The organism is Candidatus Zixiibacteriota bacterium (assembly GCA_036480375.1).
In the GTDB taxonomy this organism is placed as follows: domain Bacteria; phylum Zixibacteria; class MSB-5A5; order GN15; family JAAZOE01; genus JAZGGI01.
This window is the reverse complement of the sequence record JAZGGI010000008.1, coordinates 44922-69740: the sequence shown is the minus strand read 5'-3', so window position 1 is coordinate 69740 and position 24819 is coordinate 44922. Positions and strand designations below refer to the sequence as shown.

Sequence of the window (24819 nt, the reverse complement as noted above, 5' to 3'; positions counted from 1 at the left end):
TTGAGTAATTCTTTGATTAGAGCGGGATCAATCGAACTCATGTTGGTCTCCTGTGTAAATGCTTCAGTTTTCAATTTCGAAGCATAATCAATTATTTACATTTACACAAAATTCCTTACAGGCTCTTGCCAAAGCAAAAACTATGGCTTAAATTCTAATTACACTTTGTCCGAATTGTCTGACGACGTACAATCTTGATTTTGAACTATTGCGGTGTATAGTAACAACCAAGACAATTCTATATCTAATTGCCCATTGACATTCGAAGTCTCTACGAGTTTCCGTTGAATCTCTTCCGCATGTTCAACTCCGAAAGTCTGTTCGGCTGAAAAGCGCTTATGAATATCCCTTATAATTTCCCCATATTTGCCGCCAACGCATTCTTCTAATAGCTTTAATCCCAAAGCTACAAAGACAAATTCCTGAGAAGTCAACTTTTCTGAATCAATGGAAATATCTTTATCCAATATGAAACCTTTTTCAACACGACTAATTGAAATCCCTGATTTTTTTAGTGACTCCAAATACCTATACGCTGTTCTAATTGAGACGCCACAATGTGCAATAATATCTTCAGTTGTAATACATGGTTTCTTTAGCAGCAATATCAGAGTTCTTAATAAATTGGACGCACCATTTGATGCCGGCATAACTAAAATCCTTTAATTGATTTACAAGGATTGGTAATGTCGTAACAGATAAATATTACCGTTTAAACATAATATAAGCACGGAGGGTGACATATAGTGTCAGTGTAAAATAGAAAATGACTTAAAATATATAGATATTATTAAATAGTCTAATTGATTTCAGCATACCAATGATTTTTTTGGTTGAATATCGGAATCTTTGAATAGTTATGATACTAAATCCCGATCTTCTCAATACTCTTTTTCAAGTGCTCCTGAATTAAGAATATATCGCGTATGCACTATTTATAAGATAACCAACAACTCACATACTTACCGTTCAATCGAATCATCATGGATAGAGCGAAGTTGGCCGGTTTCATCAATTTGCCACTGGTCTTTTGCTGGATCATCATCGAGATGAGTGGCTGTAGCCATTGCTGTAAAATGTTCACGGTCGCCAGTGATTTCATATGAGTATCGCGCTGAAGGCATGATTTCAACGCCAATAGTATCGAATGCAAATTGATTATTTCTATCGGCTATCAGTCCCTGGGCTGGAATCCAATAAGTATCATTAATCTGAAAATATGACCTTTGCGCCAAATATATCTGATTCAGTAGCTCTTTGGCTTCAGTTTGTTTTGCCTTGGTTGTATAGGCCATATACCTAGGAATGGCCAATCCGGCCAAAATCGCAATAAGGACCAGGACAATAAGAAGTTCTATGAGTGAAAACCCCTTTTGCGAAAGTAAGGTTTTTCTAAATAATCTAATGCTTCGCAAATTCTTTGATATTTCGAATAATCGTATACGATTCATCTTCTTCACCTCGATATGACAACTTCAAATTTATGCGATACAGACAACTTGTCTGTGGTAATTTTCCTTCTGATATTATCCCCTCACCAACGGATTCAGACAGTTCAACAGGCGATACCTCAACGCTTCTTACAATAATTTCCGGTCGATGGGCTGGTTTTCCTTTCAGAATTAATCTACCGCCGTCCAATTGACAAACTATTGAATCTCTTGCAGTATAAAATCTAATCGAATTATTAATTGTATCCTGCACTATCGCATCGCAACCGGCGGTATATTCCGCCAGTAAGCTATGTATGTATTCTCTCTCTTCCGATAAGATATTGCCCGATGACCAGTTCTTCAACATTTTATGAACAAAAATATTACCTGAAACAAAAACAACCATTAGAATCGCCACCAAACCCAATGATACCACCAATTCCATCAATGTCAGGCCGCGTATGTTCTTAATTTTGTCGAAAAATGAACTCGCCATAAAGACTGCACAATTCCTTTTTGGTTGAACTCCTGGCAACATTGATATAAATCTTTGCCAGATCATTATCAATTTGAACTGTTTTTTTAACTCCAAAATCAATATTCGAAACATTAATTGTGGAGTCGTAAGAAATCGTATCCTGATATGTGATTGTCATTTCCATCGATTTACTTGCCAGTCGAGTAGCCGAGGTCAAATCATTTACCGAATAATTTGAAATCATTTGGTTAAGCATAAAAACCAATATCGAAAAACCAATCATAAAAACAACCGCCCCGACAAGGACTTCAATTATTGTCACACCATCCTGATTTTTAATGATATTAGTAGTCATTTTCTGTAATCCATTGCAAGTATTCCATAATTTGAAATTGAGTCAATAACAAACGGCATTACCGGATTGTAATCTAATTCTGCATGATTAATGTTGATATCGCGAAGCCAATTGATAAATGTTGTCGGTGGCTGGGCATACCAGAAATTCCTTGTCATCACACTCCCAATTACTTTTCCTCTGAGATCAATATAATCAGATGAACATAAGATACCTCTGACTGAAGAACCTGTATCAACGTAGATATTCTCATGCGGGTAATTTATCAGCGTATCTTCTGAGATAAGTATGCACAAGGCTGAAATAGGATATCTTGTACTTAGAGTTACGGCATGGTCGATTTGATTTCTTTCAATATCCCCCAGAGATAAAAGCAGAGAAGGATAATTGATATATGTCTTATCGCGGACGATTAGATTAGTTTCAGTAATAGCCTGACCTGAAAACCAAACATCATCGCTTAATACAAGGCTATCTTCACCGTAACAGACACCACCTGAAATAACTGAACTATCATTTATTAGGATACATTTCCCAGCCAATATCTCTATAAAGCCCTCCAATCGACTATTGCCTCGGATTTCTGCCATACCATTGACCATGATTGTAACGGTTTCATCTTTGGCGCTAAATTTCAACCCATTAATCTCAAGATTACCCTCTATATAAACTACAGGATTCTCTTTCAGGAAATCTTCGTCGCCCGCATTTAGTAGTAGTGAAGTCGTCACACGGTGTGCATCATCTTTTAATTCTTGAAAAACGTATTCTTTGTAATCCAGTAGATACCTGGTTGATAATTTAAGTTTCGATGCGACAGGGTCAATCAAATGCCTTCCGACATGAAATTGTTTATCATAAATTCCCCGTCCGTCTATTTGGCCTGTGGTTAAATGAACATTTCCTGTCAAAATATCACCGGTTATTTTTGTGTGGCCGGTTGCTGTCAGCGGATAGTTTTCATCGGTCAAAGTTATAGCATATTGTGTATAATGCGAGTTACCTATACCGATAATTGCAGTTAGCTTGGATTGCTGGCTTCCGGATTTCCCCATTGAGCTAAAAAGTTGATACCCGCCATAAGGCCGACAGGTAACGGTAAAGCTACCAATATCTTCTACTATAACATGAAGCGAATCTTTATGTAATTCTTCAATCTTGGTTGTATTATTCTCCAGCAGATGAATTGCGCGGTTAATCCCGGATTCAGCCAAATATTGAGCCCGAATCTTATGCTGGTTTTTAACATGGACGCTGTAACGACCGATCCCATAACTGAATGCCGATAAAAACAAAATGAGAAGAACCGCAACTGAAACCAGTGCCGTAACCAAAACCGAGCCTTTTTGATTTTTCAGATTAATCATATTAATCTACCAAAAACAAAGTATCTACAAATTTGCCGCTTCTAAATTCTGCAAAATCGGCAACGATAATCGTAATTTGCCATGTACTAAGACTATCGCCCAAACCCATAACAGTGCTTTTTCCTTGTCGATCACGAAGAACAATTTGTGAATATGGAGGTCGATTTACTGCCCCAATCAAAGTATATAATTCGCTCAGTTTTGTTGAAGCAGGTGGAGGTTTATGAGAGCGAGTCTCGTTCTTTTTTTGTGTTGTTGGAACTGATGAAGTTGTCCTAATCGCGAAAGGATTTACTTTTGGGGATGCAAATTCAATTGGTTCCAAGGTTTGTGACACACTTCCTAAATTACTCTGCCGATTAATCTGCCTATCAGCATCATATTCCGAGCCAGTGAACAAATAAAAAACATCAGACCAAATATAGGCTGCGACAATCAACAGCACTCCAAAAACAATTTGCTTCATTCGTTTTGATTTCATAGCGTCGATAACACCATTGTCATACGAACTTGACTACCGTCACTGTTATCTGGGTGCAGAACCACTTTTTCTATATTGATCAAATATCCATTTTCAAATCGATTCAACAGATTTAACAAATTCGTAATCTTCCCGGAATATGTCACAGTGTAGCGAGTATGATTATCTGCAGCTGAATTACTTGTTTCCATGTGGACCAGACTACTCTTAAACCACTGGGCCAGTTCTCGAAAAGTCCCTTGTGAAAATTTCTTCCTTGACTGAGTTACTTCCAGTAATTCCTTTTTATCATTTAATCTTTGTTTCAGGTTTTCTATTCGCCGCACGATTTCGTCGGGATTATCTGATATTCCGGAAACCGAAGATACAATATCATAATCCAGTAAGATCGAACCAGTTAGTTGAAGAATTAAAGCATAACCGACCAATACCATCAATATGGCAAGTCCAATTATCCTAATTTGATGTCTGTATTTGAATACTTTCATCTTAATTCATCGTAATAGTAAAACGATACCAAATACTATCCGGCATGTTATAGGGTGAGTTGAGCCTGCTGATACTGCTGATTTCGACCGGTCGATTACCGGAATTTGCATAAACATAATCCCGATACCTGAAAACCGATGTCTCCCTGCGTGTTTTCCCGTGTGCAGTAACGGTTATCTCGCCCCTATCTTTCCTTTCAGCTTTTAACTCTATTGCCTGAAGACCTGATGGTATCCTCTGGCAAAATGTTGACAAATGAGCGCTAAAGTTCGCATGTAATAATACTCCTTGATCGTACGATTCCAATTCTCGTTCGACTTTGTGAATTTGGCTTTCAACAGAACTAATTTCGGCAAGGCTGTTCTGATATTGATTGTATGAATCCTCGGCATTATTTTTCAAAACCGCAAAGACACCGGCAAGAATCGTAAAACATATTAGTAAGACCGCAACAATTGAGGTCATAAGACGACTACTGCCAGTGCCGATTAACAGATATTGTACAGATTTGGGGATGAGATTGGTAAGAGCAAATGCATTCTTCACGACAGGTGGCAGTGGATTATTGAATACTGATTTAATTTCAGTCTCAACTTCCGGACATAAAGATTGTAACAGATTGTTATCTTTGATTGATTCCAAATAGAATGGCTTATTCGGATCAAATCCAAATGCGCAACGATAAATCCCTAGCTTAAACTCACAATTCTGAAGTTTTAGATTATTAGAGTTTTGAAATTCATTAATGATTAATCCAGATAATGGCATCACCTGATTGATTAAGATATCATGTTTATCAATGATTTTGAGTGATGATTTTACATATTCTTCATCGATCCTGAAAACAGTATAATATCCCTTACCGGCAATATTAATTAATCTAAATTCCTGTTGAGTAGTCTCGGGAATAAGCTTTCTACACTCTTCTCTGAAATCCTCAAGGTTAGTATTTTCATGCGATCTTATAAGTGTGAAAGCTACCGGTTCGGTAATTAAAAGGACAACATCCTGACCAAAATAATGTTTACCATTTTTAACGTCCTTCAGAAATTGATCCAAAGCCTGATCAAAATGTTCGTCGACCTTGTTTTGTAGATATATATCTGTTTCTTTTCTGGAATTTATTCGCAAAAAGCTGAAATATTCAGGACCAATTATCAAACAATATTGAGCCCGCCTGATAGGCAAACAATCTTTTAAGATTGAACCCAAATATTTGATTGCAGTTGACACAACTCTACTTTCTATCAATCAAGCTTTCCAAATCAATGTTCTGTTCATTGCCATAATAAACATGCGGTGTGATATAAATCATCAATTCAGACTGATTAGTTGTTTTATGGGTACTCTGGAATAACGGCCCGATAAAAGGTAATGACCCCAGGATTGGAAATTTCTTTATCGTCTTGTTCTCGCTTTCCTGGACCAAACCGCCAAGGATAATTGTCTCTCCGTTTCTGAGTCTGACTGTCGAATGCAGAATGCGATGATTTATAGTCGGGGGAATTTCAGAATCAAAGGCGGCAGCCGGAGTCGAAAATTCCGGTTTAATCTCGACTATCAGCTCGCCTGTTTCATTAACAAACGGCGTTACCTCAATACTCATATTGGCTTCAATTTTTTCAAATCTTTGCGAAGTTTGAGTCGATACATCAGATTGAGCGGAGGGGTGAACTATTTTTGTTTCGAGCAGATAATATTGAGTCGTACCGACATTTATCGATGCCGAATGACCGCATAACGAAGATATCTTCGGTCGTGACCTGATATTGGCTTTGCCTTCCTGTTGCATTATTTGTAAGCGGGCAAAAAAGTCATCTGACAATGGGCCGATTTTGGATACTCCAATTTGATTTCCTACCCAATCTAAATCATCCTGCAGAGTTTTTCCCGTACCGCTCATATCGATATTGGGATAATAATTCTGAGTGGGAATATTACCGCTCGTTCCGGTATTATTCATCAAAAGATCAAATTGAAATATATCGGTTGTCGAATAATCCACCACCAATACATCAAATAGTACCATCGCTGGAGGAATATCAACTTCTTCAAGAAACAGCCGAATATCGTCTATGACAGTTTTGGGGCCGACAACAATCAGACCATTATGCTCCACGATAACTTTAAGCGAAACCTGGCTTGTCAGTGATGTTGGAATCAACGGTTCAATTGTATTGGCTACTAAATGCTTTAGCAGAATCAATTTGGTTACAAACATATCCTGTGAATTTTTTGCCCCGATGAAATATAAATCATTGTCCTTCTTATAAGTGTATTGAGTATTTCGCAGTAGAGAAACAAGGGCGTCATCCAAAGGCAAATCAGAAAAACTGGCGTTGACGCTGCCTTCAATCGTGCCTCGCATGAAAAAGCTGGTTCCGCAATTATCGGCAATGGCCGACAGGATATCACCCAAAGGAGCATTCGTGACATTGACAGTAACCAGATTATTATCACAATGAATCGAAAATCTCGATGCCCTGTGTCCTCCTTCACCGGATGTTCTCATTACCCCGATATAATATATCCCGTCTGCTGACCGGATAGTAAAACCATTGGAAGTCATCAAAACATTGAGAGCCTTATCAACCATAACTCCCTGCAATCTACCCGAGATAATTCCTGAAGTTCCCGACTCGATTATAATATTGACTCCGGCCAGATCAATCAATTCGTCAATTACTTTTTGCAATGGAGTATTCTTCAAATTGCAGTTTAACAAACCATTATCTATGACAATTTCCAATGGAGCGGGTGGCGGCGGAGGTTGAAACGGTTTATAAATTTTAATTATCTCCCCGGTTTTTTCCCAGGCCAGAGCATATTCCTTGATGATAAACAATAAAGCGTCATTGAGAGATACATTATCAAGCCGCAATGTGATCGTCCCGGCGACAGAAGTATCAATAAAAACTGATAGTTCATAAGCTCTCACCAATGCTTTCAGGGCATCATCCAGATTATTTTCGACAAACTCCAGTTGCGGAATCATTATCGTAGTATCGATAATTGTATGAAGATTCATTGATTCCAGAGTATCGACTACACTGGTATTGACATTATCTGGCGAATCATCTATAACATCTTGCGAAAAGCTAAAAGAATACGCAAAACAAACGATAAATGAAGTTAGTATAATTTTTCGAAGTATCATATTCCTCCCCGCTTATATTGCCACGGCTTTGAAAACCTCAATTGGTGTAGTTACCCCGGCCTTTATTAAATCAATTCCTGCATGCTTAAGACGTTTATAGCCATGTTCCTGTGTATATTGACGTATGTCAGCTTCGGTACATCCCTTTGATATCAAATTTCCAAGTGATTCATCAATCGGAAGCATCTCATAAATTGCTTTGCGGCCAACATAACCGGTATTCCCACAGAATGTACAACCGGCTCCCGAAAATAGCTCAGCCGATGAATCAATTCCTAATTTTAATGCCGCGGCTCTTTGTTCCGGGGACGAATCCGGTTGTTTGCAATGATCGCATATTGTTTGTACCAAGCGCTGGGCGATTATCAATTTCAAAGTCGAGCCCAGAAGATAGCTCTCTGCGCCCAGATCAATCATACGAGTTATTGTCGCAATGGCATCATTGGTATGAAGGGTTGATAGCAACAAATGACCGGTCAGTGACGCCCGAATGGCCTGATCCAGAGTTTCCTTATCGCGAATCTCACCAACCATTATAATATCCGGATCCTGGCGCAATATCGCTCGCAGAGCATTGGCAAAGGTTACATCAATTTCCGGCTTTATCTGCGTCTGATTTATCCCTTCAAGATTATATTCTATCGGGTCTTCAATAGTTGTGATATTCACGTTCGGACTACGCAGACGATTTAGAACCGCATACAAGGTGGTTGTTTTTCCCGACCCGGTTGGCCCGGTCACAAGTATCATGCCATTGGGAAGCTTAATCTTTCCTTCCAAAAGTTCATGCTGCAAGTTGCTTAATCCCAAAAGATTCAGATCAAGCCGCAGTGTCTCCTTATCAAGGATTCGAAGAACTGCCTTCTCACCAAAATCAGTCGGTAGAATCGATACCCGAATATCTACTGTCCTGTTTTCTGCTTTGAATCTGATTCGGCCATCCTGAGGGCGCCGTTTTTCAGAAATATCCAATCCTGACATAATCTTAATCCGAGCGATTACTTCAGAAACCGATTCGCCGGAGATATTCCGATCCTTACGGAGCACGCCATCAATGCGATAACGGCAATCCATGTTTTTTTCAAACGGCTCAAAATGTATATCTGATGCTCCGACCGATATCCCCTTACCAATTATTTCATCTAATAGTCTGATGATTGATTTATCCTGACCAATCTCACTCGGGGAAAAACTTTTATGATTTTTCTTATTAATTTCAGACCCAAAAAGCTCACTCGCCCGCTTAGCAAATTCTTGTTGTTGTAGATATATTAACGCCAGGTCTTTTTTCTCACGGAATTTCAAAAAGCTCACGACTGATAAATCCGAATCCAAGGACAGATACAGGCCGTTCACCTCGTGTTGACCTAAACGCGGGTAGATTTTGTATTTTTCACAAAATGACCGGTCCCAACCGACAGGCAAGTCTGACATGGTAACCTCAAAAAAGCATCTTTTCATTAGCCCCTTTTATATGTATAATATAAATATTATAGACGGTCAAGCTAACTATATGACTAAATACTTATACACAGGAAAAAAGGTAAACGGTGAACCGGTGGAAGGGGTTTTTCGCTCCTCAGATATCGGTGAACTGGAAAAAGCTCTTTTGAGCAAAGGGATTTTTCTATCAAGCCACCGAACCGCCAAAAGTACAATCTCTCAATGGCTTACAAAGCAACTTCGCAAAAACGATATTACTCGCATTACTAGGCAACTCTCGGCCCTGGTATCATCAGGAATTACCTTCAATGAAGCCATTCGCTCTGTCAGAGAGCAAGTAACTGACAAATCATTGGGAACTATGCTTGACGATATTGCCTCATCAGTTGAATCGGGTAAATCAATTGCCGACTCATTCCGGCAGTTTCCCATATTTTTCGATACCTTATTTACTTCCATGATTGAGGCTGGAGAGATTTCGGGCACTCTCGATAAATCGCTGGATCGTATTGCCACTTACCGCGAACGTTCTGAAGAAACCAGTAAGAAAATCCGTTCGGCTCTCGCGTATCCGTTACTTGTAATTGCTGTAACAATTCTGGTTGTCTTTGTTCTGGTTATATATATCATTCCGATATTTTCCTCGATGTATGAAAACTTCGGTTCGGAACTTCCAAAGCTGACTCAAAATGTTGTATCTATCAGTGAATGGCTTAGGGATAATATAGCAGTTGTTGGCTTTGGATTTATTCTGATATTAACGTTCATTACTGTTTCGTTTTTTAATAATCGTGTAAAATACTTCCTGAGTATGCTGCAATTAAAAATTCCTCTAATCAAACGAATCCTGACCAAAATAATCAATGCTCGGTTTGCCCGGACACTCGGAACACTATTGCAATCTGGCGTACCGACTCTGTTTTCTGTTGATGTGGCCATTCGTACAACTGGAAACGCTTATATTCAAAATACGATATCATCACTGGGGCAATCATTATCTCAGGGAAAATCTTTTACCGAAGCCATTGGTGAATATCAAATATTTTCCAAAACTCTTATTCGCATGTCAGCCGCCGGTGAAAAAACCGGGCAACTGGGAAAAATGCTCGAAAGGGCTGCTGATTTTTACGAATCTGAAATCGATCACGATATCGGGACCCTCACAACCCTTTTTGAACCGCTAATCATAGTATTCCTTGGTATCTTCATCGCCTTTATTCTGGTTGCCATGTACTTACCGCTTTTTGATTTAATGAATACAATGTAGGCTTTTCAGAATGATTTATTATCTCAGTGCAATTATCTTAAGACAATCTGAACACAAACTTCCATTTAGACCTGCTTTCGTTTTTCTGGACTTATTATGGATTATCCCGGCTTTGCTGATTTATTTTGGTGGCATTTCATCTGAAAATGGATTGGGAGTTCTACTTCTTTCAATTTTATTCGGAATTGTATGTATTGCTGACTTTAAATTTCAAATCATTCCAAATAATTTGTTGGTTATTTATTCAATATTAGGGATATTTCTGGCGATTATTCCACATCAGCCGAGTTTCTTTGATTCAATTCTGGGTGGAATATTCGGATTTGTTTTATTTCTGGGAATTGAATGGATTGGATCAATAGTATTTCGAAAACCCGCTATGGGCGGAGGTGATATAAAACTGGCGGCAGTGCTGGGACTCTTTGTTGGATGGCAGGGGATATTCATCACGCTATTTATTGGCGCAATATTAGGTCTTCTATATGTTTCTGTGGCGAAAATGCTTGTAGTTGGAAAAAAAATAAGAACTATCCCATTTGGCTCCTTCCTGGTATTTTCCTCAATAATTACCTATTGGGTTGGTGATGCCATTTTGGATTATTATATAAACGGATTATTGCTTTGATTATCCCAAGAAATAGTTTTAAATACTAATCACTTTATCCCAATCTTCTCAATACTCTTCTTTAAATGGTCGGTGGTCTGATGTGTATAGATCATGGTTGTTTTAATGTCCCTATGGCCAAGTATTTTGCTCATTGTGGCTGGATCAACCCCGTTCATCTGCATCAATGAATTGAATGTATGTCTGAGGTCATGAACTTTGGTTAGGTCATTAAAATCCGCTTCTTTGCCTATTTTTATTAATGCTCGTCGTATATCATCGGTATCGAGTTGTTTTCCAGTTTTGGTTCTGAATATCAGTCCTTCTGATTGACCGATTCGTTTTAGGATTTTAATTGAATGTTCATTTAGAAAAAACTCTCTGGAATATGTTTTTGGTGTCCAGCCTTCTTTTGGCTGAATTTTTATCAAGCCGGTTTCAAGATTAACATCATCCCAGGTTAAATTGCATAATTCTCCTGATCGCAGACCTGTATTGAGTAAGAATTTGAAAATCAAATAAAATACTTTGAGCCGATTATTATCTCTGGCCATTAGCCGTGCAGTTCTCAAAAAATGTTTGCATTCTTTTGAATCGAGAAGTCTAACTTTTCTTTTTAGCTTAGCTCGAAGCGGTTTTACTTTTTTGGTTGGTACTGTAGGAATTAGTTCTCGGCTATGAGCCCAAATAAATGCTGAACCCAACACTATGACTTCGGTGTTTACTGTTTGAGGAAGGGGTAAGCGCTTTTTTCTATGAACCCCAGGTTTATCTCCATCCGCTGAACTTTTCAATTCAATAGACCTTAATCGTTGTACTTGATATGATTCAATAATCTCAGGCGTAATCTGCACGAGAAGCCTGATATTAGGGTGAAACATCTTCAGAAAAATGATAAAAGTATTTTCCACCGTAAGATACCGCCTAACAGTACTGGGTGCAGTTCTCAAGCGCACATAATCCGCATATTCCTGAAAGAAAGCATCAATGCGCTTCCTCTCGCTTACAAGTCCCAACTTCTCAATCCTTTCAGATTTTTCCAAAGATTCAATCTCTTTTTTCAAGATTTTGGCATCTTTGAGCGATCCTCCCTTAATCCACTTATGGCCACCTGGCCTGCAAACCACCACATAATAAGTTTTGCTACCGTCTTTTCTCTTCTTAAAATGGATACTAGCCATGCACACTCCTTAGAAATATGTTAGAAAATATAAATAACGGAGAATAAAATGTCAATAACTTATTGTATCACAAGAGAAGATATTGTTAGAAAAATAATACGCGTTAATCTGAGGAAACAAACCCATTTTTTTGTATCCAATCGCATGATATTTTCGTAAAGATAAAACAAGGAGGCTGACTTATGGAAAAGCATATCAAAGTTATTGGGGTTTTATATATCGTATTCGGAGCGATGTCATTTTTAATCTGTTTCTCAATATTCGTATTCATGGCCGGGATCGGGGTTGTAGCCGGTGATTATGAAGCACAGGGGATTCTGACGTTTATCGGTTCGTTTATGCTAATGCTGGGAGTGATAACCGGCATCCCAAGTATAATCGGTGGATGGGGATTGTTGTACCGGAAAAGCTGGGCGCGAATTCTGGTGATTGTTTTGTCGGTTTTGCATATTTTTGATCCGCCCTTGGGGACGGCGTTGGGGATTTATGCATTAGTGATATTATTCAAAGATGAAGCTCAGCCGATGTTTGCGTAGGTTGGCTGGCGAAATCACGGGGATGCCACCCTACGGACTATGCTCATTCGGAATCCGACCTACTTCTACTAAGATAGTTCTTCATATAGGATGTCAAAGAATTTACTTTTTGCTTCCTGTTCAATCCAGGGCTTATGGCCACAGTTTTTAAGAAGAATGAATCGAAAGTTATTGATGATTGGCGATAAGAGTTTTTCGACGCCTTCAGCCGGATGAGGATCATAGTCGCCGTGGATTGCGACAATCGGACATTTGATGTGTTTTCCAATTTCTAAAAGTGTTCCACTACTTCTCAGCTCCACGGCTTCATTCCAAACGCGTTGAAATATCTCCGATTGACATTCAATTATTTCGGATTCGTTGAAATAATCATCAATCGGATTATAGGTATCGGCCCTGGATAGCAATTCTCCGAGCAGAGTAAATGACTCATTTTTGTTTTCACTTTCCGGATTATTTAGAATCTTTAATATGGATTTTACCCTGATTTTGTCTTCCTTACCCAGGCGATTGAGTCTGGTATCCATAAGTCCTTCGGCGTATTTTTGTTCAAAAGGACCGCTACCGACGAGAATCAGTTTTTTTACAATGATTGGATTATGGGCGGCAAATATATAACTGAGCCATGCACCCCACGAAAAACCTATTAAGGTAACCGGAAGATCGCCTTTGTTTTCCAAAACAGTTTTTAATTCATCTATCTGATCCTGAATCGATGTGGCTGTTTGAAACGGTTCCATGACTCCGCGAGTGGATGCCAATTCACGCGCCACCGGAGCCATCTCACCTGGTGCACCGGGGCCGCCATGAATAACCGCGACTTCAAAAGGCGGTTTTCCATATAATCTATAGTTTTTCATTTTACCAGAATATCATGTATTTAAATAATTGTCAAATATTAATCTCGATGATTCGATTGAGAATAACTCAAGCTGAATTTGCGCATTGAGGCGAACCAGATATAAATAATCTAATTGACAATCGATGTGATAAAGTTCTAATCTATTGAATTGGCAATTTAAATAAGTCAGCTTAGAGAGTTTTAATGGAACTTATTGGGGCCCGTCCGGGGCGGAAAGTTATAATTTATTTCGCGGCGACGATAGTTGTCGGGACGATATTTTTGTATCTGCCGATCAGTTCGGCAGGGGATTCGATTGGTCTCATAGATGCTTTTTTTACATCGACATCGGCGGTATGCGTTACCGGATTGACGGTGCTCGATACCGGTTCTGATTTTTCTTTTTTCGGTCAGATCGTGATTTTGGTTTTAATTCAACTCGGCGGACTGGGGATAATGACATTCGCGACGTCGCTTCTGATGATGATGGGGGCGCGAGTATCGTTTTATGATCGGATAGGGATATTCGAGAATTTCGGCAACTGGACTCGAACCGGGACGATTCTGGCGGCAATAATATTAACGACGATTGCGATTGAAGGTTTAGGGGCGGTGGCATTATATGCTCAGTTCAGCCAGGAATTTCCATCGGATGTGGCGGTTTTTTACTCAATATTTCATTCCGTCTCGGCATTCTGCAACGCCGGATTTTCGACTTTCCCCAATAGTCTCGAATCGTATAACGGGAATCTGTATATACTCGGAGTTTTTTCATTACTTATAATCATTGGTGGACTTGGTTTCATTGTTATTGGAGAGATTTTTTCGCGATTATTTAGATTTAGAAGTATGTTATCATTACACGCCAAATTATGTTTGAGTGTGACGGCGATATTGCTTGGCGCCGGCACTATTATTTTTTTTGCGATTGAATATAATAACAGCTTTGGAGATATGTCTTTTATTGATAGTCTGTCTAACGCTTTTTTTCAAGCGGTGACGTGCCGGACGGCCGGATTTAATGCCATACCCCAGGTGAATTTGACTGAAGTGGGCTTGCTTGTTACGCTGATTTTGATGTTTATCGGAGCGTGTCCCGGCTCTACCGGGGGAGGTATCAAAACAACAACGGGGGCGGTGATTTTACTTTTGGTATATAACAGATTCAGAGGACGCAAATCGATACCGGTGTTTAAACGGTCGATTGATAATGATTCAATCAGGCGGGCTTTGACGGCAACTCTGTTGGCGAGTCTGATAATAGTTGTCATGTTCGCGCTTTTGATGCTGGCGGAGCAGAGGCCGCAACCGCATCAGTTGAGTCAGGGATGGTTTGTCGATAATTTATTTGAAGTTGTTTCGGCTTTCGGGACGGTCGGGTTATCTCTGGGTATCACCGGACATGCGACCGTAACGGGGAAATTGATAATCATAGTCTTGATGTTTATCGGCCGGGTGGGGCTATTGACACTGGCGTTTTCATTGGCTCGTCCGGCTGAGCCGGGTGAGATTGTTTATGCCGGCGAATCGGTAATGATAGGATAGGAAAGTATGAAAGAGTTTGCCGTAATAGGATTGGGAAATTTCGGCGCGACGGTAGCGCAGGAATTAAAAAAATTAAAATGCCAGGTGACGGCGATAGATTCCGATGAAACGGCGGTCCAGTCGATTCAGGATGATATGGTGGCGATCGTCGCCGATGCTACTCGGCGGGCGTTTCTGGAGAAAATCGAAGTCGAGAAATTTGATTGTTTTGTCGTTTCCACCGGACAGGATTCGCATGCCTCGATACTTATCACTCTGCATTTAAAGGAACTCAAAGCCAAACGGATAATTGTCAAGGCCAACTCCGACGATCATGCCCGGATATTAACCAAAGTCGGAGCATCAGAAGCGATTATTCCCGAAAAGCAGATGGCGTTCCGGCTGGCCAATTCGATGGCGCAGTCAAATCTTCTGGATTTCCTGCCTTTGACGGGCGATTATTTTGTTGTCGAACTGAAGCCTCCCAAAAATTTTATCGGCAAAACGCTTCGCGAATTGGATGTTCGCGCGAGGTATAACGTTCAGATCATTGCCGTGCGCGATCTGGAAGCGGGGACGTTTGATCATATTCCCGGAGGCGATTACTTGATCACTGAAAATGATTTATTGCTTGTGATTGGCACCAATGAGGACATCGAGAAGATGAAGGATTAGGTATTTGTTGGGTTATTCGCTATCGCTCAGAACTCAATCCGGAAGATTAAACTGGTGATGAATGACCTCGCCTTTAATGTTCTTTTCTTTCTACGTGTCGATTAAGTTGAAAGGCTATCTGTCGATAGACTGATTAGGCACAGGTACCAGGAAAAAAGGCAGGGGGAATATGCATTCTTCTGAATATGTTACAATTCAAATACTAAACGGCGTCGGTTCGCTTCCGGATGATTTCGAAAACAAATTGCAGGATTCGCAGATTGCGGGATTGCCGGTCCGTATCAAGAAAATCGGCAAACGACCAATGCCGGGGGGACGGCCGATTGGGATAATTCTAACGATTCCATCGACACATCTAAAGTACCTGAGCGATACCATTGATCAATTTATTGATTTGCTGGTAGAATTTTATCGGATCAATGACAATGTTTGTAATTGCTCATTATGCGTCACATCCGACAAGAAAATATACGCGCGCCAGACGCATATTGCCGCCAGCGGAATGGAGTATTCGAATCTCAAACGGTGTTTTAAGGAAATGCCCGGCACGGTGGGCAGTTTTATCAGAGAAGTGGAAGCGCCTAATGAATTGACCGAAAACGCGTTTGTGAATGTGGATTCAAAAACGGCGCGCATCAAAGACATTACCTGCTTCGATACCAATCAGGATTTTTATGTATATGATCCGGATAATCTGCGTTGGGTTAAACAGGAAAAACCGGAGCACGAGCTTAAATAAAGCGGCCTGGATTGGCGGCCAAAAATAAGGTTCGGGTTTATTCCGGTTTAATTTCAATTTCAACCGCCTAAGTATCATTTTTCTGCGTATAATTCATTGAACAAAATATGAGAAAGTGTAACTTGTAGAATTATGGCAGAATTATTCCCCGCAATCGCCGCCGTTATCATGCTGATGATATTATCCGGGTTGGAAATTATCTTTTTCAAAGTGTTCAACCGCCGGTGGTGGCAGTATCGATTCGTCAGGATTTTTTCATATACGCTTCCGATTCTGGGGGTGGTCTTTATCGGCATCTGGATGCTGGGGATATATTTTTTCATCAAGCCGTTAATGTTTATCGCGGCGGCATTGAGCGCCCTATCACTGGTATTGATATCGGCCTTACTATTGTCTTTGCCGGTTTCGGGAATAATCAATTTTATCCATGATATCTGGGAACGGCGTCAAAAGAAACGAGCCGAGCCGGCGGTTGATAAGACATTAGAAATAAATCAGAAGCAAATCTCACGAAGGAAGTTTTTGAATTATGCTGCGGTAATCGCTCCAACGGTGGCTTTGGGCGCCGGTGTTTCTGGCGTGGGCGGTTCATTCACCGATATTGATGTCTATAAGAAATCGATATTTTTTGATGATTTGGCTGATGGTTTGGACGGATTCAAAATTCTACAAATTTCCGACATTCATATCGGATATTACCGTCATCTGGAAGATGTCGAAGAGGTAATAGAGGCGGCCAGCAAATTTTCTCCGGATATGATTGTCGCCACCGGTGATCTGTCAGATAGAATTGAATTATATAAGAGTGTTTTGGATATTCTCGGGCAGTTAAAAACTCCATATGGAGTATATGCCTGCCTTGGCAATCATGAGTATTTTCGCGGAATCACGCATGTAAGGCGGGCCTTTGATAAGAGTAATGTTTTACTATTGAAGGATAATGGTATTTCGATTCCGGTTGGAAACGCAATTATTTATTTGGCGGGGGCGGATGACCCGATGTTTATGCGGGGCGATATTAGCGGGTTTTTGCAGGCCACTATTACCAGCGCGGTTAAAAACGCGCCCGACGGCGCTTTTAAGCTACTTCTCAGTCACCGTCCCAAAGGGTTTAACCTGGCTGAGAAATTCGGCATTAATTTAACGTTGGCGGGGCATACTCACGGCGGACAGTTAGGTATTTATGGCCAATCGGCGTTTGAATTGATTTCAGAAAACACCTACCTTTGGGGTTTGTACGAAAAAGGAAATAGAAAGTTATATACATCTTCCGGAGTGGGACATTGGTTTCCTTTTCGATTGGGCTGTCCGGCTGAAGCGCCGATTATTGAATTGAGGAAAGCCAAATAAAATTATGCGTGACTGCAGCGTAATTCCTTTGATAAAAAAAAAGTCGTTGCTCTTCAGAATATATTGGCTCTTGACGATTGTAAAATTGAGAGTATATTGTGGCAGGATACTCCTCACCGCCTTATAGGTATCGTACTTATTTGAATAGGTTGTTGGATTAAATTATCCCGGAGAAGATAGTGAAGAGATTGTTAGTGCTTATTTTGATTTCAGGATTCCTGGGGGCAGGAGTTTGGTCGCAAGAAAGTGAAATTCCAGGCAATTCCGAGAAATCACCCAATGATTACACTCCGGCAGAAACACATAAGTGGCTTTGGGAGAACGAATTAAGGCCGCACCTATTAAAGGTCAAGCAGGTTGAAAAAGATCGGGCCTTGATGGCTTTATCCAACTGGCAGGAGTATGATATTACGTTTTACAGCATCGATATAACAATTTATTATGATATTCAGTCGATTGATGGTGTTGTGGGTATTCATGGTAGAATTCAAGCCGGTTCTTTGGATAGTATTGTTGTCGATTTGCGCTATAACATGGACGTTGATTCAATATTTAATAATTCCGGAAATCTGGAATTCACGCATAATGAAGATTTGCTGACGGTATATCTCGAAAGAGATTATTTCTTTGACGAAGAATTCAAATTTACGGTTGTCTATCATGGTGAGCCGTTGCAGATGGGAGGATTGCAGGGATTTCAATTTACAGAAAGATTTGGATTACCTCTTATAACAACATTGTCTCAACCTTTTGGTTCTCGTGACTGGTGGCCCTGCAATGATATCACAACTGACAAGGCCGATTCGGCCGATATTATTATTACGGCTGATACATCACTTGTTATTTCCTCAAATGGTCTTATGGTATCGGATGTAGATAACGGGGATGGAACTCACACTGCTTATTGGAAAGAACGGTATCCGATTGTGCCGTACCTGGTATCGCTGGCGATGCATCCATATTCGGTCTGGTACGATGAGTATGATTATGGGGTCGGAGTGGTGCCGTTGCATTATTATGTTTTTGACGATCATGTTGAAGACTCAAAACTATATTTCGCGATTATGCCCAACGCGCTGGCGATATTCGAGGATTTTTTCGGAGAATATCCTTATCGAAATGAAAAATATGGTTGCTCTCATTTTGACTGGGGCGGAGCGATGGAACATCAGACTAATACTTCTACTCAGGCCTCACAATGGGCTTATTCTGACAATATCATTACACATGAGTTGGCTCATCAGTGGTGGGGAGACGAGATTACCTGTAGTGATTGGCACCATATCTGGATAAATGAGGGGTTCGCTTCGTATTCGGAAGCATTATACCATGAAGTCGTTTACGGGAAAGAATACTACCATACTTATATGGATTATATGGAATTCAAAGGAAGCGGCAGTATTTATATTCAGGATACGGTTAATATCTGGAGTATTTTTGGCCGGATTGTTTATGATAAGGGCGCGTGGGTGTTACATATGCTCCGTCATATTGTCGGTGAAGAATTGTTTTTCCAATCGCTGAATAATTATCGCCAGCAATATAAATGGGGCTCTGCCTCAACCGAGGATTTTCAAGCGGTAGTCGAAACAACCTGCGGTATCGATCTGGATTATTTCTTCGAGCAATGGATTTATGGAATTTATTTTCCGGAATATACTATTGCCCCTTATTCTCGCTCTGACCCTGAAGGGGGGTATATTCATTATTTGTATGTCGAGCAAACTCAGGAAACCGATCCTTTGGTATTCTCCATGCCGATTGATGTTCATCTGGAAAGGACAGAAGCAACTGATACTATAACTGTATTTAATAATCGACGGGAACAGGTTTTTTATTTTCATACCGATGAAGCTGTGAATTCAATTGAACTCGATCCTAAAAAATGGATATTGCGTGAGGTTACCCAGGAATTCTGGGGCATTCGCGTATTTGCCGATTCTTTATCGGAAGCTTCAATAAACGGCAACTATGAGGATACGATTTCTATTTTAAGCGTTAATGACGCTTATACCTCTGAAATATTATCCGGTAGTCTACCTCCGGGCCTTGAGTTTGATCCTGAAACGGGAATAATTTCCGGATTTCCGATAGAAATGGGTGAATATGATTTCAGCATATATGCCGTAGATGCTTATAATTCCGAGTTGCAGGACACAACGGAGTTTACAATTATAGTTACGGATGCCATTCTCGACCGACCGGGCGACGCCAATGATGATGGAGACGTAAATGTCGGCGATGCCGTATTTCTGATTAATCTTGTATTCAAATCAGGGCCGCCTCCCGCAAAGCCAAATTGGGCGGATACCAACGCCGATTGCGCCATTAATATAGGTGACGCGGTTTACCTGATAAATCATGTCTTTAGAGACGGTCTGGCTCCTCAATTGGGATGTGTAGAGTAGATATCATAGATAAGAAACACCCCGAAAAGATATGGCCCGGATGGATTCCACCGGGGTATTTTAATGCTCTGTTCTCGGGTTATTTGTTGACTTTGGCCGAATTTCGTAGATATATTGCAGAATATACAGCGTAGATAACAGCCGATACTTCACCTTGTCCGGGCTGAAAAATGCAGAAGACTTACTACTTACATAGCTATGGATGTCAGATGAACCTCGCCGATTCGGGAATTTTATCAGCGGCGATGGATGATGCCGGATTCGTTTCGGTTTCTAATCCCGAGGAAGCGGGCGTGATTATTATTAATACCTGCTCGGTCAGGGAGAAGGCTGAAGAACGAGCTCTGGGGCGATTGACGGAACTGGCGCGAATCAAGAAAACTGGCGATAGCCGTATATGCGCCGTTGGATGTATGGCTCAGAGAATGGGCGAGAAAATTCTTGAACGTATTCCCAAGATAGATTTTATCCTGGGGACGGAACGCTTATTTGATTTGCCCCGACTACTGAATAAAGAATCGATAGAACCTGTAGTCGATACCCGCATGACTAAAAATTTGGACTGGGCAGAATTTTCTCCGGCGCCTGACAACTCATATTCAGCCCATGTTACGATATCACGCGGATGTGATAATTACTGCGCCTACTGCATTGTTCCCTACTTGAGAGGCCCGGAACGTCACCGGGAGCCGGGCGCGATTATTGATGATATTAACGATTTATATGGCAGAGGTATTGTGGAAATCACGCTGGTGGGACAGAACGTTAATTCATATAATTCGGCACACTTGAAGTTTCCGGGATTGTTGAAGAAGGTAGTTGCCGAAACTGATATCAATCGAATCCGTTTTATTACTTCGCATCCCAAAGACCTCTCGGATGATTTAATTGACCTGTTCTCGAGCGAACCGAAGCTTATGGGTCATTTTCATTTGCCTCTTCAGAGCGGGTCGGATAGAATTCTTGAGATGATGTTTCGCAAATATGATTACACCCGTTATCTGAGTTTAATTCACCAATTGCGACAGGCCCGTCCCAATATCGCGATAACGACCGATTTAATAGTCGGATTTCCAACCGAGACTGAAGATGAATTTGGGATGACACTTGAGGCGGTGCGCGACATTCGTTTTGACGCGGCGTTTATGTTCAGGTATTCGGTTCGCGATGGGACCTGGGCTGCCAAGAACCTGAAAAACGATGTTCCCGAAGAAGTGAAGTTGAGACGATTACAAGAGTTGATTGAGTTACAAAAAGAAATTTCCTATCAAGTCAATCAAAAAGAAATCGGTCGGATTAGTTCGGTTTTGATTGACGGGACAAGCCGCCGCGATGCTTCGGTGTGGAAGGGTAAGACCGAAGGGAATAAAACGATATTGTTGAAAAGCCCGGAAGATTTGCTGGGGAAAGTTGTTAATTCCCGTATTAATCGGGCCGACAGTTGGACGTTGCATGGGGAGTTGGCGGCATGACTTTTGAAATAATCGGCTCAATCCTGTTTTTCGCACTGACTCTTTTTGCCCTGATTTTCAGCTCTATGAAATCATCCCGTATTGACAGGGAGAGTTTTCCAAATAAAGCACGGTTCTTCAGCGGACTGATAATCTGGATGATGACGTCTCTTCTGGCGATCCTTATAAACTGGCCCGGTTATTCTCAATGGTTTATTCCGGTTGTATATCCGATCCTGCAAATATCTCTGATAGCCCTTTTCCTTTTGGGCTTTTTTCTGGTACTTACCACCGTCAATGCCTTTCCGATTCATCTTGACATCTTCCGTAAAGAATCTACCGGTCAAGTTGACAGGTATTTACTTCTGGATAATATAAGACATATTGCCTCGCAGCCATACTCCATGATGGAACAGTTCGCTCTCGTCCTAAAAGAAATAGCGAGTTATCTGGTTGTCAAAAAGGGCGCTGTTTTTCTGATTAATCGTGCTCGCGGGGAAATGTATTTGGCGGCTCAAATCGGTTTGAGCAAAGAGGAAATGCATAATCTGGAGCGATTTCCTCTGGGGCAGGATATAATTTCTCGCGCGGCATCTGAGCAACGATCTTTCATCTCTGATGATTTGGTGACTTCAGACTCATCAAGCCGCAGATTGATCCTGGCGGGTCGGAAACTGACCTTTTCGGCGGCGGCGATTCCTATGAGTGCCCGGGATCAGTCGCTGGGGACCATGTTGGTTTTGTCAAACCGGGCCGGATTTTTTGAAAAATCGAAGCGTTTGCTGTTAACCGCGGCGGCCGAAATCATCGCCCGGGAAATCGAATCAAACCGGCTTATTCGAGAAAATCAGAAACATAAAGGACGACTTGAAGCAACACGAGAGTTGCTTTCTCAGACTTTCGCCAATGTGAACCATCTGGCAAAATCCGGAAACTATCAAAAACAACCTTCCGATATCTGTAGGTTTTTGGTGGAAAGATTTAATCTTCTGGCCTGTCGGGTAGTAATGCTATCAAAAGGTAAAATTGAAAATCTGGCGAGTCATCAGGTATCGGCATACAAACCCGAGCAAAGTGAATCGTATCTGATCGCGGTTATCGAATCTATCAGGCGCGGTCAGATGATAATCCTTAATCAGGAGGCCAGAAATCCCGATGGTTCGGTTTTTATAAATCGGAGTACATTGCTTTGCCCGTTTAGTCTCTGGAAAGGGGGCGAGTATGCCCTGTTGATCGACTATTCGGGAGGCAGCCTATCGGTAAATGAATCATTACTTCAGGAGATCGAGACTTCGATAAGCATTATTTCAATCGCATTAAATATTGTTGAGTTAAAAAACGCCGATAGTTTGAGTCAGACGGCGGTCACATCCCTTATCAATATTCTCGAAATTAAAAATGATTCGGGATTGGATAAGATTTACAATAGATTCTTGAAGGAAATTGTTCGGTTCCTGCCCAAATCGGCGGCAGCCATGGTATTTGTTGCCGATAACGGTCGAGGGTATCGGGTTCAGGCCGGCTATAGCGAAGAAATGAGGGAATTGGCTTTTATCCCCGGTGAAGGCCCGGTGGGTAAGGCGGCAGCGACAGGCGATATTCTTGAATACAATTCCGCTAACGATATCGAAATTGCCTGGGGTGAATTGGAGCCGGTTAATAAAGATTTTTTGATTAAGCTCTGCGGGGAGAGGGGCGTTCCGAAATTTCAGATAAATATTCCGGTCGTGGTAATGGACGCGGTTACCGCAATAGTATCTATTTTTGATTTTAATCAGTCATCGTTATCTGTGCGCAAGGAAAAAGGACTCCTGTTATTATCGGCTCAATTGCTATCAATAAAACTAACCACGACGGAAATGGATAATCAGATTTTCATGAGCCAGAATGGTTCCATCAAAGCCGGCGACAGCGCCGTCTTAAATAGAATAAATAATTACCTGGCGACGATTACCGGTCGGGCCCAATTGTTGTCACGTAAGGCCGATATTCACGGGCCGACACGCTACACGGCCGGTGAAATATTGAAAGCCTCCGAATCGGCCGCAGAATCGATCAAAAGGCTGCAAAAATCTATAATCGACAAGCAGAATGCCCCTGATGGGCAAGCCGATGATTTAACTTTGGCGATTGATGAATATCTAAGTCCTCGGCACATTACGGCGAATCTATATATGTTCGATGATAATCGTACCCTGGTACTTGAGAAAGATATTGACAAGGCGGCGAGATTCGCCATTGGCAACGATAACCTGATTTCATTAATTGAAAGCATATTGAAGCAATTCGTCAATTTCATCGGGGACGGGGAACAGGTCTTACTTAAATCGGTAACCGCTGATGACGCCTTTTATTTTAATATTATTCGTGGGTCGAGGGAATATACTAGAGATTTTAAACCTTCTGATTATGATTATGGCGAACCGGATGTATTGCCCAAAGAATTTATTTCCGCTGAAATGATCGGCAAATTTATAAATCTTAACGCTCAGGTCTCCTTTGATCGATTCGGCCGCCAGCCTACTTATGTTTCATTTAAGTTTCCGAATCGAGTTGATTCGAGTGAGATAATTTCGACGTCTTCAAGTGACAGCAATGCTCTGACTATTCTTGCTGTCGATGATCAGCAAATGATCCTGGATTTATTATCCGGAATTTGTCAATCGCTGGGGTTTCGCCTGACGGCAGTAAAATCTCCTGCGGAAGGGATGATCCTTATCCGCAGCAATAAATATGATATCGTCATGGTCGATCTGGTAATGGGGGATATATCGGGCTGGGATGTAGCCCGGGAAGTTAAAAAGCACTCCCCTTCGACTCCGGTTGTAATGATGACGGGCTGGGGCTTAAACCTTACTGAAGAGCAGACCAGTCGGGCCGGTGTTGATTTTACGCTGGCTAAGCCGTTTAAAATCGAACAACTTACCGAAGTCATCAGTCAAGCCCGCCAAAAGCATAATTCCTACTAAAAATAATCCCGCAATAAATATCTTTTTTCGTTTGCCGACAATAGAAGTGAGGGGCGAACATTTAAAGGAAT

Annotated in this window: 22 protein-coding genes; 10 read left to right on the top strand and 12 right to left on the bottom strand. The window is 41.1% G+C overall.

The genetic code is table 11. The features are described 5' to 3' along the window. Positions 1 to 158: 158 nt before the first annotated feature. From V3V99_01940 to V3V99_01895, 10 genes are all read right to left on the bottom strand, one after another. Positions 159 to 650 carry an HTH domain-containing protein gene (locus V3V99_01940; protein MEE9441412.1) on the bottom strand — a complete coding sequence of 164 codons (492 nt, stop codon included), beginning with the start codon at positions 648 to 650 and terminating at the stop codon, positions 159 to 161. Between the two features lie 312 nt (positions 651 to 962). Next, positions 963 to 1451 carry a prepilin-type N-terminal cleavage/methylation domain-containing protein gene (locus V3V99_01935; protein ID MEE9441411.1) on the bottom strand — a complete coding sequence of 163 codons (489 nt, stop codon included), beginning with the start codon at positions 1449 to 1451 and terminating at the stop codon, positions 963 to 965. Next, the gene (locus tag V3V99_01930) at positions 1402 to 1929 is read right to left on the bottom strand and encodes a hypothetical protein (protein MEE9441410.1); all 528 of its coding nucleotides are present in this window, start codon (positions 1927 to 1929) and stop codon (positions 1402 to 1404) included. Before V3V99_01930 ends, V3V99_01935 begins: the two co-directional genes overlap by 50 nt. After that, entirely contained in the window at positions 1901 to 2266 is a 366-nt protein-coding gene (locus V3V99_01925; protein MEE9441409.1) for a prepilin-type N-terminal cleavage/methylation domain-containing protein, read from the bottom strand. The genes V3V99_01930 and V3V99_01925 overlap by 29 nt, the downstream gene beginning before the upstream one ends. Beyond that, positions 2263 to 3633, bottom strand: a complete 1371-nt coding sequence (locus V3V99_01920; GenBank protein MEE9441408.1) for a hypothetical protein — start codon at positions 3631 to 3633, stop codon at positions 2263 to 2265. The genes V3V99_01925 and V3V99_01920 overlap by 4 nt, the downstream gene beginning before the upstream one ends. 1 nt (position 3634) lies before the next feature. Next, entirely contained in the window at positions 3635 to 4114 is a 480-nt protein-coding gene (locus V3V99_01915) for a hypothetical protein (protein MEE9441407.1), read from the bottom strand. Further along, positions 4111 to 4602: a hypothetical protein gene (locus tag V3V99_01910; GenBank protein MEE9441406.1), complete on the bottom strand. Its 492-nt coding sequence runs from the start codon at positions 4600 to 4602 to the stop codon at positions 4111 to 4113. The genes V3V99_01915 and V3V99_01910 overlap by 4 nt, the downstream gene beginning before the upstream one ends. A gap of 1 nt (position 4603) precedes the next feature. Beyond that, the gene (locus V3V99_01905) at positions 4604 to 5764 is read right to left on the bottom strand and encodes a hypothetical protein (GenBank protein MEE9441405.1); all 1161 of its coding nucleotides are present in this window, start codon (positions 5762 to 5764) and stop codon (positions 4604 to 4606) included. Between the two features lie 76 nt (positions 5765 to 5840). After that, entirely contained in the window at positions 5841 to 7760 is a 1920-nt protein-coding gene (locus V3V99_01900; GenBank protein ID MEE9441404.1) for a hypothetical protein, read from the bottom strand. A 12-nt stretch (positions 7761 to 7772) separates the two neighbouring features. After that, the gene (locus tag V3V99_01895; GenBank protein MEE9441403.1) at positions 7773 to 9194 is read right to left on the bottom strand and encodes a GspE/PulE family protein; all 1422 of its coding nucleotides are present in this window, start codon (positions 9192 to 9194) and stop codon (positions 7773 to 7775) included. Positions 9195 to 9273: 79 nt separating this feature from the next. On the opposite strand from V3V99_01895, the gene V3V99_01890 reads away from it, so the two are divergent. Both V3V99_01890 and V3V99_01885 read left to right on the top strand, forming a co-directional pair. Next, positions 9274 to 10470: a type II secretion system F family protein gene (locus tag V3V99_01890; protein ID MEE9441402.1), complete on the top strand. Its 1197-nt coding sequence runs from the start codon at positions 9274 to 9276 to the stop codon at positions 10468 to 10470. A 10-nt stretch (positions 10471 to 10480) separates the two neighbouring features. Continuing rightward, on the top strand, positions 10481 to 11095 hold the full coding sequence (locus V3V99_01885; GenBank protein ID MEE9441401.1) for an A24 family peptidase: 615 nt from the start codon (positions 10481 to 10483) through the stop codon (positions 11093 to 11095). A 29-nt stretch (positions 11096 to 11124) separates the two neighbouring features. On the opposite strand, the gene V3V99_01880 is transcribed toward V3V99_01885, so the two are convergent. Beyond that, on the bottom strand, positions 11125 to 12255 hold the full coding sequence (locus tag V3V99_01880; GenBank protein ID MEE9441400.1) for a site-specific integrase: 1131 nt from the start codon (positions 12253 to 12255) through the stop codon (positions 11125 to 11127). A 182-nt stretch (positions 12256 to 12437) separates the two neighbouring features. On the opposite strand from V3V99_01880, the gene V3V99_01875 reads away from it, so the two are divergent. Next, on the top strand, positions 12438 to 12791 hold the full coding sequence (locus V3V99_01875; GenBank protein ID MEE9441399.1) for a hypothetical protein: 354 nt from the start codon (positions 12438 to 12440) through the stop codon (positions 12789 to 12791). Positions 12792 to 12859: 68 nt separating this feature from the next. On the opposite strand, the gene V3V99_01870 is transcribed toward V3V99_01875, so the two are convergent. Further along, positions 12860 to 13651, bottom strand: a complete 792-nt coding sequence (locus V3V99_01870) for an alpha/beta hydrolase (GenBank protein MEE9441398.1) — start codon at positions 13649 to 13651, stop codon at positions 12860 to 12862. Between the two features lie 185 nt (positions 13652 to 13836). Between V3V99_01870 and V3V99_01865 the strand changes: the two genes are divergently transcribed. From V3V99_01865 to V3V99_01835, 7 genes are all read left to right on the top strand, one after another. After that, the gene (locus V3V99_01865) at positions 13837 to 15177 is read left to right on the top strand and encodes a TrkH family potassium uptake protein (protein ID MEE9441397.1); all 1341 of its coding nucleotides are present in this window, start codon (positions 13837 to 13839) and stop codon (positions 15175 to 15177) included. A 6-nt stretch (positions 15178 to 15183) separates the two neighbouring features. After that, positions 15184 to 15831 carry a TrkA family potassium uptake protein gene (locus tag V3V99_01860; protein ID MEE9441396.1) on the top strand — a complete coding sequence of 216 codons (648 nt, stop codon included), beginning with the start codon at positions 15184 to 15186 and terminating at the stop codon, positions 15829 to 15831. 169 nt (positions 15832 to 16000) lie between these two features. Beyond that, positions 16001 to 16570: a hypothetical protein gene (locus tag V3V99_01855; GenBank protein MEE9441395.1), complete on the top strand. Its 570-nt coding sequence runs from the start codon at positions 16001 to 16003 to the stop codon at positions 16568 to 16570. 132 nt (positions 16571 to 16702) lie between these two features. After that, entirely contained in the window at positions 16703 to 17920 is a 1218-nt protein-coding gene (locus V3V99_01850; protein ID MEE9441394.1) for a metallophosphoesterase, read from the top strand. Positions 17921 to 18099: 179 nt separating this feature from the next. Beyond that, on the top strand, positions 18100 to 20328 hold the full coding sequence (locus V3V99_01845; protein MEE9441393.1) for a M1 family aminopeptidase: 2229 nt from the start codon (positions 18100 to 18102) through the stop codon (positions 20326 to 20328). 170 nt (positions 20329 to 20498) lie between these two features. After that, on the top strand, positions 20499 to 21800 hold the full coding sequence (gene miaB, locus V3V99_01840; GenBank protein MEE9441392.1) for a tRNA (N6-isopentenyl adenosine(37)-C2)-methylthiotransferase MiaB: 1302 nt from the start codon (positions 20499 to 20501) through the stop codon (positions 21798 to 21800). Further along, a complete protein-coding gene (locus V3V99_01835) occupies positions 21797 to 24748 on the top strand; it encodes a response regulator (GenBank protein MEE9441391.1) in 2952 nt (983 codons plus the stop codon). Before miaB ends, V3V99_01835 begins: the two co-directional genes overlap by 4 nt. Positions 24749 to 24819 lie beyond the last annotated feature (71 nt).